The following is a 12,844-nucleotide window of genomic DNA, read 5'->3' on the forward strand; positions in this document are numbered from 1 at the left end:
CACGTCAGTCTCCCTCGACCGTTTTAGGGTAAAGCGGATGTTTTTTGATGTGCTTGCGCAAATAGCCTTTAAACCGATACAAGTTCTTCTTGGCCATTCCCTCGTTGGCGAGGCTGAATTTTGCGGCGATTTCCTTTAACGACAAATTGTCCACATATTTGGCTTTGAGCATTTCGCGCTGGCGTTCTTCCAGTTGGTTCAGCCCATAGTCCAGCGCCATGTTGAGCTGCTCTTGTTGAGCCATCTCTTCGAGGTCGTCGTCGTCCCGCCAAGGCTCGTCGGTGAGTTCGGGAGCGATGTTGCGTTTCTTTCTGAACAGCATGAACCAAGTGTTTTGGGCGATGCGCATGAAATAGGGTTTTGCCTTGTTTTCGTCTTTTAGTTTTTCATCCGCTATCTTTTTCAAAAAATAAATGATGGCATCGTGAAAAACGTCTTTGGCATCGTCCGAAGACCCGCCGTGGCGGAGCACGAACTTAATGACTTCGTTTTTGAGGGTTGGGTCATCGTAAAAAAACTTTTTAATCGCCCTCTCTTTCGCCATGCCACCCTGCCTCAAGGCGGCGAGAAGCTCTGCTTCTGTCAGGTTGCCTTTCATTAGTTGCAATAATTGGAGGTTGGTACCCAGTTGGCGGTTGTGTTTTTGATAAAAAAGGGTGAAGGCGAAGGTAGTTGTTTGTAGAAGAAAACACCGCCCGGAACCAAAAGGTCGCGGGCGGTGTAGCCATGTCTCATCGCTATTTCCCCCGCACACTGAACGAAATGCGCCGATTCTTTGCCTTGTTCTCCGGCGTGTCGTTGGGCGCTACCGGGTGCTGCTCGCCGTAGCCCTCCGGGTCGAGGCGGTCGGCGGCGATGCCTTTTGCCACAAGCCAGTCGCGCACCGTTTTGGCACGTGCGTCGCTCAGTTTTTGATTGGCGGCATCGTCGCCGTCGGAGTCGGTGTAGCCGCCGATTTTGACTTTGACCGTGGGGTAGGTGTTCAGAATCGTGAGTACTGCGGCTAGTTTTTCGTCCGAGTTGGCGGAAAGAATGGATTGGCCGACCTCAAACTGAATTTCGGGGAAATCGAACCATTTGCTTTTGTCAATCGCTGCGTTCGGGTCTTTGATGAAAGCGAGCATGGCCGATTCCTGAGAGCCGATGGCGAATCCCAGCTCGTCCACCGTGGGTGCGGGAGGGGCCACTGAGGGAACACCCGTGTCCACCGCCTGCGTGGCTTGTGGCTGGCTGGCGCAGTAGCGCAAGTAGTACATGAGAGCGCCCCCCAAGCCAAGCAGGAGTACGAGCGGCCATACCCACCGACGGCCCGTGGTGGCCACATTGCCGCCGCTGCCAGTCAAATCAGCAAGACCCAAAATGGAGCCGAGGCCCGTAGGCAACGCACCGAGTATGCTGTTTTTCTCCGTGAGCAACAGGTTGGCAAGCCCAGCCACGTTGAGGCCCCCGGTGCTGATTTTTTTGCTCAACAAGCCCATGACGAGCGGGCCTACCATGCCGAGCAGCGAAGAAACAGACGACGATTTGGTGCCCGAAAACGAGGCCACCGCGTTGGTGATGGCTGGCACTTTGGAGCCAAAAATAGCGCCGAGCAAGTGGCCAGCTGCATCTTTTGGGTCGTTGTGGGCAAGATTGCCACCGCCGATAAGGCTGCCGAGGTTGCCCAATACGCCGGGGTCGAATTTTGAAATCATGTCGAAAATGCCGCCCATCGCGTTCGAGTCGCCGGTCTTTTCCAAAAGCCCCGCGAGGATGGTGGGAGCAAGCCCGCCGACGGCCTTCGAAATGCCGCCTTCGTTTTCGCCGAGGATGCTGGCCGCTTGGCCGATGAGTTCGGGAGTCACATACTCCTTGATGGAGTCAAGTAGGTTTGCCATGTCGTTGTGAAGTTTTGTTTTAGTTTTGAATTGTCGGGCGGCTGCGTGTTTAAAAAGCCTAACCCGTTGAATTTAACTGCAAAATTAGGTTTCAATTCGCCAAAATTCACCAAACAATCGGAGACTGTTCAAATCGTCCGGGCAGGCTTCAGACCACGTCCACTGCGCTTGGCCGAGCAAGCGTCAAAACGGCAAGCCGACCGCCAAGTTGGGGTTCAAGTCGCGCCAAGTGAACCCCGAAATCAGATTGCGCACCCAATATCGCCCATGCTCGTCGGGATATGGGTTGCGAAGCTGCAGGCCGGCGTCGAAGCGGATGACGAGATACGAAAAATCGCCCCGGATGCCCATGCCAGTTCCGATAGCGATGTTTTTGTAAGAGTCGAGGCGCAATTGCGAACCGGGGCGCGAGGAGTCGTTTCGGAGCGTCCAGACGTTGCCGCCATCCAGAAAAACAGCCCCCTTGAACCACGAAAAAATATCGAACCGCAGCTCGCCATTGAACTCGAACCGGAAATCGGCTGCTTGGTAAAACGGTTGTCGGGTCGGAGGGTTGGGCCTGCCCAAATCGTCGCGGGGCACATAGCCGCCCGGGCCGATTTCCCGTATGCGCCAGGCACGGATACTGGCAGGGCCGCCCACAAAAAACTGCTTCACATAAGGGGCAGTTTCGGTATCGCCAAAAGGCAATACGGCGCCCGCGCCCACGCGCACCGCCCCGGTCAGGTTTTTTCTGAAATCGCGCGTATAAACGCCGTCCATCTCCATGCGGAAATACTGGGCAAAATCAAGGTCGGCGATGGTCCAAGTTTGTTTGCCGAAAGCCGCCGACCAAAGTCGGTTGAGCGCCAGCTCTTCGAGGCCGGAAATGTCGGCGTTGAAGCGAAAATTCCACCGCTCGCCAAAACGGTTGTTGGAGCCGAGGTAGTTGTACGAAAAAGCCCGCATGATGAAGCCCGTGAAGAGTTGGTCGCCGAAGCTGTTTACCAAAAAACGGTTTTGCCCAAAAATCGAGTCAAATTGGGGTTGTGTGCGCGGTCGCAAAATATCAATGCCCACATGGTCGAACGAATAGCGGTGGTGCCCGTCGTTGAGGTCGTAGCCGAACGCGGCATTGAACAAGTTGTAGTCGTAAAAATCAATGACGTTCAGATAGTTGTAGTTGAGCGACAGGCTGGCGCGGCTGTCGTCGCGCAGTTTTCGATAAAAGGATTTGTCCCCGTTGTTGGTTTCTTTTTTCCAACGGCTCAAACCGCGCCACATTCCGAAGTAGTCGAAAAACTGAGGGAAACTCAATTGGTTTTGCCATTTGAACTCCTGAGAGAAAATAAATCGGTTGCGCGTGGCCACGTCGAACTCGATATTGTACTGGATGCTGCTATGCAGGTTTTCGGCACCTCTGAAGAGGTTGCGGTTGCGAAAAGAGCCGGAAGCCGAAATGCCCAAGAGGTTGCGAGCCAAGGCGCTGGCGCTGGTGGAAGAGTTCAGGTCCACGTCGGCGCCGAGGGAGATGCGTTTGTTGGGCGTGGTTGTGATTTCGACGTTGATTTTTTTGGGGTCAATGCTGTCCTGCGTAGGCTTCACCGACACAAACCGAAACACGCCGAGCTCGTTGAGGTGACGAATCGTGCTTTCAAAATCCTCTTGCCGATAGGGCCAGTAGGGCCTGATGGCGATGGCCTTGTATATGCGCGAGGGTTTTACGCCGAACTCGGTGGTGCCGGAGCGAAAAAATATGCCGTTGATGCTCGTGTCGCGGCGAATGGCCATTTGCAAATCGGGGCGCACGCTCGAGAGCACTTCTATGTTGCCGATGTTGTAGGTCTGGTGCATGACCGAGTCGCCGGGTGTGAATATTTCCGTCGTCACATTGGTGCGCGTGTCCAAGCTGTCGCCCGAAAAAGCCACGAAATTAGGGGCGAAATAGGCATAGCCGCGATTGCGCAACTCGTTGGTGATGCGTGCTTTTTCAGCGTCAAATATCCGGCCGTCCATGGGTTCGCCGCGCCGAAGCAACGACTTTGCGGCTTGCTCGTGCATGATTTGCAACACGGCGGAGTCGCGGCTTTCGTAGTCCACTTCATTGATGGTGTGCAACGGGCCGAGGTCGAGCGTGTATTTCACTTTGGCATGGTATCGCCCTACGTCCATTTTTTCAAAATTGCATCGGGCGTCGAAGTAGCCGCGCTGCTGCACGATGTTCTGAAAGTTTTTGGCGGTGCGTCTGGTGATTTGTTCGTCGTAGATAGCTGGCGGCTCCGCTATTTTGCGCATCACCCAACGGGCGAATTTCGTATCCTTGTCGCGGTTGCGGTAGTAGGCCCAGAGGCGGGTAGGCTGGCGAAACAGGATGAACGGGCGGCGATTGGGCACTTGCTTGTATTGGCTGCCCAACTCGTAGAGCAACGGGACGCGCTGATTGGTCTTGAGCCGGACGGGCGATTTTAGTTCGATTGAATTTTTCACCAACAGGCGCTCGCCTTTGGCCTCGTCGAGATGCTTCGTAACATTGCAGGCGCTGAACAAGGCCGCGACCGCCGCCAGCAGGGCTGTTTTGTAAAACTTCATAAACTTTTTATCAACCAACTTCGACTTTTACCCGTGTTATCGCACAATCAGACCAAACTGCTCGCCGCCCTTCAGGTAAAAAAGTACCGGCAAAAGTATCGAAAATTCATGGTGGAGGGCGACAAAATGGTGGCCGAACTGCTCGCTCAACAACGTGTGAAGGTAGAGGCTGTTTTTGGGCTGGAACGCTGGGCCGCCGACAACGCCGCCCTTTTGCTGCCTGTTTTGAAAATCTTTAACCCCGTGAGCGAAGCCGAGCTCAAAAAAATATCCGCCCTCGTCACGCCCAACCAAGTGCTCGCGGTGGCCGAATTGCCCGAAGAGCCATTTGCTGCCGACCTGCTTCAGCGCGATTTTTGCCTGTTTCTCGACGGCATACAAGACCCCGGCAACATGGGTACGATGCTCCGCACCGCCGATTGGTTCGGCATACCCGCAGTGATTTGCTCGCCCGACAGCGCCGATGCCTTCAGCCCCAAAGTGGTGCAGGCCAGCATGGGTGCTTTTTTGAGGGTAAAAATATGGGAAACGCCCTTCGAGAACGTGATGGCACACGCGCCAAACATACCCGTGCTGGGAACCGTGCTGGAAGGTGAAAATCTATTCGAGGCGCAGCTGCCCGCTCATGGCCTGTTGGTGGTCGGCAACGAGGGGCGGGGCATCAGCCCGGAAGTGAGGAAAGGACTGAGCCATCGGCTCACCATCCCGCGCCACCCAAACGGCGGCGCGGAATCGCTCAATGCGGCAGTAGCGGTGGGGATTGTGGCGGCGATGCTGCGCCGCGGGCGTGGTTAGGCTGTTTTCGGTTGGGGGAGGACAGATTGTGTTTTTCTCAGCCCCCACCATGTAGCCAAGCCAGCGTGTTTTTGTAAAAAATACGCTCGAGCGTTGCCTGCGAAAGATTCATGTCCTCGATGAAACTCCCGATTTCCAAGTCGCCCAGAGGGAAAGGGTAGTCCGTGCCGAGGCACACTTTCTCATCGCCCACTACTTCCAGGATATAGCGCAACAGTTGAGGGTCGTGCGTGGCCGAGTCCACCCAGAATCGGCCCAGATAGTCGCGTGGTGGCACGGGATTGTCCACAGCCACCAAATCTGGCCGACAATTGAAGCCGTGCTGGATGCGCCCAATGGTCGGGATGAAAGAGCCGCCCGCATGGGCAAAACAAAAGCGCAGTCTGGGCAGGCGCTCCATCACGCCGCCAAAAATGAGCGAGCAGGCTGCACGGCAGGTCTCGGCAGGCATGCCCACGAGCCACGGGAGCCAGTATTTGCGCATATCGGCTTCGCCCATCATCTCCCACGGATGCACGAACACGGCCAAGTCGAGCCGTTCGCAGGCTTCAAAAATGGGGAAAAACTGCGGCTCGCCGAGGTTGAGTTGGTTCACGTTGGAGCCGATTTGGATGCCCGGAAACCCCAGCCCTTTGAGGCGCTCCAGCTCCCGAATCGCCAAATCCGCATCCTGCATCGGGATGGTGCCCAAGGCGACGTAGTGTTCGGGAAAATCCTCTACCACGCCCGCCAGGTGGTCGTTGAGAAACATGGACAGGTCGAGGCAGTCGGCGGGTTTGGCCCAATAACTGAACATGACCGGGATGGTGCACACCACCTGCACAGGGGTTTTGAAGTGCAAATACTCTCCGATGCGAACCTCTGGCGACCAGCAATTGCTGGCGATTTCGCGGAAAAACGTGTCGCCCTTCATCATGCGGGCAAAGCCGGGGCGGTGGTGCTCGAGGTGAATGAAATCTCCGTAGCCGAACTTGTCCGCGAAATTGGGCAAGCGTTCGGGCAGGAGATGGGTGTGCATATCTATTTTGTGCATAGTGCGTGTGCTTGGAGCGCGATGGATGGCGGGGCAAAGTTTGGAAAAAAGCAACGTTCTGGCGCCTTGAAAGTGACGCGGATGCCAAGATTGTTTTTGAGAAAGGAGGCTCACGGGTTTCCGGGAAGCCGCGACGGTTTCCGTTATTTTTTTAAAATGACGGGGTTCGGTAGCAACTCGCTATCTTTCGGAACTTCATCTTTGTCCTGAAAAAATTTGAATCACCGCCCAAGACAGCGTTAGCAATGCGCCAGACACCCCGCTTTCGCCGGGAAGGTCGAATGCGGGGCTGTATTGGGGTGGGCGCTTAGGGACAGGGCACTAAGGCTCGCAACAAATTATTTGCAAGACGTGGAAAAATTAAGACATCACTGATTGTGACAAAGAGACGTGCCCTATATTTGAGACCACGAAACAAGCAAAACCAATTTCTCTCACCAATAAAATTTCGCAACATGAGAAAAATCACATTCCTCTCAATTCTCTTTTTGAGCGCTTTCACACTCAAATCTCAAACAGAACAGGGCAAGTTCCTGCTTGGCTTCAACAACTTCTCTTCCATCGGACTGTTGGGCGAGGGAGGAGGGCTTATTGCCCCCACCAATGGCTTGGGCATCGCCTTTGGCCAGACAAAAACAAAAGTAAACGGCACCACAAGAGACGAAAAACCCAAATACACGACGATTGGCTTCAGTCTCGACGGGCACTACTTCCTCATTGACAACTTGGCAGCGGGCGTAGGTGTCAACTTTTTCAACCAAACAATAAAAGAAGGCAACGAAAAGGCAACCTTGACTTTGCTCATGGCGGGGCCTCGCCTTCGTTATTTCTTCCCGTTGAGCGACAACGTCAAAGCCTTTATCAGAGGCACCGCCTCCTTTGGCTCGGCAAAAACAAAATTTGAGGGTGAGGATGAAGACAAATCTAACCTTACTGAATTTGGCGGCGGGTTAGGCGTGTCCATATTCCCCAACCCGAATTTCTCCATCAATCTCGGATTGGGTTACAGCGTGTTTACCAACAAGGACGAAAGCACCTTCTTGGGGACTACCACCAAAATAGAAGACACCTATAGCGGTGTTGTTTTCGACGTGGGGTTCGGCATATTTTTCTAAGTGGAGCAAATAGCGCCGCTTGAGGGATTTGAACAAGAGCGAGGGCGTGTCATGGGTCGTTCCGAATTATTCGAGGGGCTTATGGCACGCCCTCTTTTTTTCAGTCTTCCTCCGTCACGCTTTGGCTAGCCACCACAGGACCTTGCTCCAAGGCTGCCAACGAAAATTCGGGGTCCCACTTCCAAAGACCTTGCTCATACTCGCGGGCCATCAGTGCGATGTTGTCGGCGTGATATTTCTGCTGAAGGCGCGGGTATCGGTAACGCGACCACAGCGATGCTTCGTCAAATTGCACACCCGTGGCAATGCTCTCGCGCAAAGCATAGATGTAGGCAAGGCTCTCCGTGCGGCGCTGCAGCCAGTCATTGATGCTAAGGGAAGGCTCGCCATGACCCGGTATGAGGCGGGTGAACCAATTGCGGTCGTGGATGCGCGGAAGTTTTTCCAGCGTTTTCAGATACTCCACGCTGCTGTGATAAATAAACGGGAACTCAATATCGCACAAATAATCGCCCGCGATGCAAAGCCCCAATTGCCACACTACCATCATCATGCCGTCAGCCGTGTGCCCGGGGGTCAGATAGAAAGTCATTTTGGTCTGCCCCTGCCGATACTGCACCCCGTCGCGGTAGACCAGAAAGTCGCCCTGCGGGTACTCGATGGGGTATGGGCGTTCGATGTAGTATTTTTCGTCGAACTCAAGCGCATTTTCCAAGACCTCCTCTTTGCGCGGGTTCTCGGACATCGCTTTCGACATGAAGACCTTGTCGGCCTGAAATGCCTTGTAGCCGATGATGTGGTCGAAATCGGAATGGGTGAAAATGAGGAACACCGGGCGCTCGCCCTTGATGCTGTCCACATACTGGCGAATTGCCAGCACCTCGTCGGGCAGCCAAGCCGGGTCAACGACTAATACCACGTCATCCGTCCGCACCACGGTGGAGTTGGTCTGAAACAGGGCGCTTTGAAATATGGTGACACTGGGGTCTCGATAGATTATCTTGTTCATGGCGGCTTCGAGTTGGGAATGAGTTCGTTTGTTTGTTGAGACAAAAGTTGGGGAAAAAGAAACTTTGAGGAAGCAAAGAGTTGACATTCAGCCCAGAAAGACCAAATCAAGCAATGTTGGGTTGCCCCCCTCAAAACGTTTGGTTGCAAAATAACTACTTTTGCCCGGTCTTTGTTAAGGCAAATGTAGTCAAATGGGAAATATAGTAGCCATTGTTGGCCGTCCGAATGTGGGAAAATCCACGCTCTACAACCGTCTCGTCGGGATGCGCGAAGCCATCACCGACGACTTTTCTGGCGTGACACGCGACCGCAAGTACGGTTTTTGCGAATGGAACGGCAAGCGATTCACCGTGGTGGACACGGGCGGGTTTGTGCATGGCTCCGACGATGTGTTCGAGTCCGCCATCCGAAGCCAAGTAAGAATCGCCATTGAGGAGTCCGCTGCCATCATCTTCATGGTGGACGCGCAAACGGGCATCACCGACCTTGACGAGGAAATCGCAAAAATGCTGCGACGCGGCGACAAGCCTGTTTTTCTCGTGGTCAACAAAGTGGACAACCACAACAATATGCTGGAAGCCAATGAGTTTTGGGGGCTTGGCTTTGAAAACACGTTCTTCGTGGCATCCATCAGCGGCAGCGGCACGGGCGATTTGCTCGACGCGGTGGTGGAACACATCGAGAACGAGCCGGCGTTGGAAACGGAACTGCCCAAATTCGCCATCGTCGGCCGCCCCAACGTCGGCAAGTCCTCGCTCACCAACGCCCTGCTCGGCGAAGACCGCAACATCGTGACCCCGGTGGCCGGCACCACCCGCGATTCTATTCATTCGACTTACAACAAGTTTGGGAAAAAATTCATCCTGATTGACACGGCGGGTATTCGGAAAAAAAGCAAGGTGGAAGAAGACCTCGAATTTTATTCCGTGATGCGGGCCATCCGGGCCGTAGAGGAGGCCGATGTGTGCCTGTTGGTACTTGATGCCACCCAGGGAATCGAAGCGCAAGACCTCAACATCCTGCGTTTGGCGCAAAAACGACACAAGGGCATTGTCATTCTCGTGAACAAATGGGATTTGATGGAAAAAGAAACCAATACCGCCCGTGATTACGAACTGGCCATCAAGAGAAAAATGGCACCTTTCGACGACGTGCCGGTGGTGTTCATTTCCGCCACCGACAAACAACGCATCTTTCAGGCCGTGGAAGCCGCCATGGAGGTGTACGAAAACCGCACGCGGCGCATCAAAACCTCCGAACTGAACGAACTTATGCTGAATGTGATAGAGGCCACGCCGCCTCCGTCGGTGCATGGACGTTATCCCAAGTTCAAGTATGTGACCCAACTGCCCACGCACTACCCATCGTTTGCCTTTTTCGTGAACAACCCCAACTATGTGCGCGATTCTTACAAGCAGTTCTTGGAAAATCAATTGCGCAAACATTTCAACTTTAAAGGCGTGACGATGGAAGTGTATATGCGGGCGAAATAGACTTGCAAAACAGTCGCCAAGCCCCCCAATGCGCCACAACACGAATAGACACATGAAAAAGTATGTTTTCCCTCTCGTCGTTCTCATCGCATGGTCTTTTGCGGGTTGCGACAAACCCGAACCGATTCCAACCTATCTGCGCATCGAGCCTTTTGTGGTCAATGAAAAAGGTGGCGCGGAATGGCAAAGAGTCACGGACGGCTGGCTCTACGTCAACACCGAATTTCTCGGTGCATACACGCTGCCTGCCATGATTCCCATTTTGGCAGAGGGCAGCCAAAAAGTCACCGTGTTTCCCGGCGTGAAAGAAAACGGTATTCTGGTCACGCCCAATATCTACCCTTTCCTCAAACGCTACGAAGCAACGGTGGAGTTTTCGCCCAACGACGAGCCAACCATTAGCCCCTGGACCGCTTACGACCCGGCGGTGGTGCAGCCCTGGGGCGACGGGGGCGAGTTCGACGGCAACACCATTCTGCAATTTGAAAACCGCGACGGCGACGGCGCAACAGGTTTCGAGCTGACGACGGACGGGGCGTTTTTCGGAAAATCGCTGCGCATGGAGGTAGATACCGCGCATCCGACCATTGACATCGCTTCCCAGTGGGTGCCGCTGCCCACCACTGCTGCGCAAGAGGTATGGATGGAGCTGCATCACAACAACGACATACCTTTTGCCCTGTACCTGCTGAGCGGCCCCAACGAGTTTGCCCAGCCCGTTTACCGCTTCAATCCCACGGAAGGATGGAACAAAATCTACATCAACCTGACTGAATACCTGATAGTGTCGCTCCAAGAGGAGCATCGGTTGTTTTTTCGCGTCACGCTGCCAAAAGACGAGTTTGGCCGATATACCCAACTCAAAGGCAAGGTGATGTTTGACAACATCCGGCTGCTGCACTATTAGAAGACTTCCCATGTTGAGGCAGCACCGTTGCCCTCTTTTTGATTGTTGACATTTTCATCGCGTCCCAAATTGTTACGCCGCCAACGCAAACGAGACACCTTATTTTACGGCATCGCTGATTTTTTCATGGCGATGCTGTCGTGGGCATTGTTTTTCATTTGGAGAAAAACAAGTGTGGAAGGTGTAGCATTTAGCCCAGAGATTTTTAGCAATCCCAAATTCTTTCTCGGCATCTTTATCATCCCTACCGGCTGGGTTTTGCTCTACAGCATCTTCGACCATTATGTGGACATTTACCGCTTGTCGAGGTTGGCCACGCTCACCCGCACTTTCTTCCTCACCTTTTTCGGGGTCTTTTTCCTGTTCTTTACGCTCATCCTCGACGATGTAGTGTACGACTACCGCACGTTTTACCACTCGTTCGTCGTGTTGTTTGGCTTGCATTTTCTCCTCACAGCCACCATGCGCATGGTCGTGCTGACGCGCGCAAGCCGTCGCCTCAAAGCGGGTCAAATCACGTTCAACACCTTGCTCGTGGGTGGCAACCAAAATGCGCTCGACCTCTACCTCGAAATCAAAGGGCGCAAAAAAGGCCTGGGCAACAAGTTCATCGGATACATTGACACCAACGGCGGCAATGGACAGGTGCTGGAGGAACACCTGCCAAAATTGGGCAAACTTGACGAACTGGCTGCCGTCATCCGCGAACACGAAATCGAAGAGGTCATCATCGCCATTGAAACTTCCGAGCACAACCTCTTGCGCGACATCCTCAACGTCCTGTTCGACTTTGGGGAGCAGGTGCTGGTGAAAATCATCCCCGATATGTACGACATCTTGCTCGGCACGGTAAAGATGAACCATGTGTTCGGCGCGGTACTCATCGAGATTCGGCAGGAGCTGATGCCCAAATGGCAGCGCGTCACCAAGCGGCTGCTCGATGTGCTGGTGAGTGCCTCTGTCCTGATTTTGCTCTCGCCCGTGCTGCTCTACATCGCCATCCGCGTCAGGCTGTCGTCGCCCGGCCCAATTTTTTTCGCGCAAGAGCGCATGGGGCTGAATGGCAAGCCCTTCACGATTTTCAAGTTTCGCTCCATGTATGTGGATGCCGAGAAACTCGGCCCCCAACTCTCCCACGAGGGCGACCCCCGCTGCACCCCTTGGGGCGCCGTGATGCGCAAATGGCGGCTGGACGAAATTCCCAATTTTTGGAACGTGCTGCGGGGCGATATGTCGCTTGTAGGGCCGCGCCCGGAGCGCAAGTATTTCATTGACTTGATTTTGGAAAAAAACCCTCATTACAAACACTTGCTCAAAGTGCGGCCCGGCATCACTTCATGGGGGCAGGTGAAATATGGCTACGCTTCCAATGTCCAGCAGATGCTCCAAAGGCTTCGCTTCGACCTGCTCTACATCGAAAACATGTCGCTGGCCTTGGATTTCAAAATCATGTTCTACACGGTGTTAGTGCTGTTGCAGGGAAGAGGAAAGTAGGATTTGCGATTTGCGATTTTCGATTTACGCGAAATATGGGTAGAAAGCCACAGCCACGCCCTGTTTTTAGCCCCAGCGGGGCGCAATGTGTGTTAAAAACCTGCACGACTTGCTCGCATTGTGCCTCGCTGGAGCTGACAAGGCAAAAGAACTACTTGACTACCCATATTTCGCCCGCCTTTGGCGGGGCTATTTCAACCTGTTATTCGCGCAAATCGTAAATCGTAAATCGTAAATCGTAAATCGCAAATCGTAAATCGTAAATCGTAAATCGTAAATCGCAAATCGCAAATCGTAAATCGTAAATCGTAAATCGCAAATCGTAAATCGTAAATCGTAAATCGTAAATCGCAAATCGCAAATCGTAAATCGCAAATCGTAAATCATAAATCGCAAATCGTATACCTCGCGCCGCCAAGTTTTCAGCATCGTCTAGGGTAACGTTTACTAAACTTTTGAAGTTTAGTAAACGTGATCTCATCCTTCCAACCATGCTGAAAACTTGGCGGCACGAGGTATAAATCGTAAATCGTAAATCGTAAATCGTAAAT

The 12,844-nt window shown here is 53.4% G+C and carries 10 protein-coding genes; 5 read left to right on the plus strand and 5 right to left on the minus strand.

The genetic code is table 11. The annotated features are described in order from the left end of the window. Positions 1-4: 4 nt before the first annotated feature. The 3 genes from KIS77_14945 to KIS77_14955 form a co-directional block, all read right to left on the minus strand. Entirely contained in the window at positions 5-598 is a 594-nt protein-coding gene (locus tag KIS77_14945; protein MCW5923639.1) for a sigma-70 family RNA polymerase sigma factor, read from the minus strand. Between the two features lie 139 nt (positions 599-737). Then, the gene (locus KIS77_14950) at positions 738-1,877 is read right to left on the minus strand and encodes a DUF937 domain-containing protein (GenBank protein ID MCW5923640.1); all 1,140 of its coding nucleotides are present in this window, start codon (positions 1,875-1,877) and stop codon (positions 738-740) included. Between the two features lie 183 nt (positions 1,878-2,060). Next, the gene (locus tag KIS77_14955) at positions 2,061-4,445 is read right to left on the minus strand and encodes a BamA/TamA family outer membrane protein (GenBank protein MCW5923641.1); all 2,385 of its coding nucleotides are present in this window, start codon (positions 4,443-4,445) and stop codon (positions 2,061-2,063) included. Positions 4,446-4,478: 33 nt separating this feature from the next. Here KIS77_14955 and KIS77_14960 point away from each other — a divergent pair, with 33 nt between their 5' ends. Continuing rightward, positions 4,479-5,240: an RNA methyltransferase gene (locus KIS77_14960; protein ID MCW5923642.1), complete on the plus strand. Its 762-nt coding sequence runs from the start codon at positions 4,479-4,481 to the stop codon at positions 5,238-5,240. A 37-nt stretch (positions 5,241-5,277) separates the two neighbouring features. Here the strand turns inward: KIS77_14960 and KIS77_14965 are convergent, their stop codons facing one another. Further along, positions 5,278-6,258, minus strand: a complete 981-nt coding sequence (locus tag KIS77_14965) for an amidohydrolase (protein MCW5923643.1) — start codon at positions 6,256-6,258, stop codon at positions 5,278-5,280. 470 nt (positions 6,259-6,728) lie between these two features. On the opposite strand from KIS77_14965, the gene KIS77_14970 reads away from it, so the two are divergent. Beyond that, positions 6,729-7,388, plus strand: a complete 660-nt coding sequence (locus KIS77_14970) for a porin family protein (protein MCW5923644.1) — start codon at positions 6,729-6,731, stop codon at positions 7,386-7,388. Positions 7,389-7,488: 100 nt separating this feature from the next. On the opposite strand, the gene KIS77_14975 is transcribed toward KIS77_14970, so the two are convergent. Further along, the gene (locus KIS77_14975; GenBank protein MCW5923645.1) at positions 7,489-8,397 is read right to left on the minus strand and encodes an MBL fold metallo-hydrolase; all 909 of its coding nucleotides are present in this window, start codon (positions 8,395-8,397) and stop codon (positions 7,489-7,491) included. Positions 8,398-8,590: 193 nt separating this feature from the next. Here KIS77_14975 and der point away from each other — a divergent pair, with 193 nt between their 5' ends. The 3 genes from der (at position 8,591) to KIS77_14990 (ending at position 12,293) form a co-directional block, all read left to right on the plus strand. Then, complete coding sequence (gene der, locus KIS77_14980) at positions 8,591-9,892, plus strand: ribosome biogenesis GTPase Der (protein ID MCW5923646.1); 1,302 nt, start codon at positions 8,591-8,593, stop codon at positions 9,890-9,892. A 52-nt stretch (positions 9,893-9,944) separates the two neighbouring features. After that, a complete protein-coding gene (locus KIS77_14985; protein ID MCW5923647.1) occupies positions 9,945-10,799 on the plus strand; it encodes a hypothetical protein in 855 nt (284 codons plus the stop codon). Between the two features lie 126 nt (positions 10,800-10,925). Next, positions 10,926-12,293, plus strand: coding sequence for a sugar transferase (locus tag KIS77_14990; protein ID MCW5923648.1), 1,368 nt, complete (start codon positions 10,926-10,928; stop codon positions 12,291-12,293). The last annotated feature ends 551 nt before the right edge of the window (positions 12,294-12,844 follow it).

Source organism: Saprospiraceae bacterium (assembly GCA_026129545.1).
Lineage (GTDB): Bacteria > Bacteroidota > Bacteroidia > Chitinophagales > Saprospiraceae > M3007.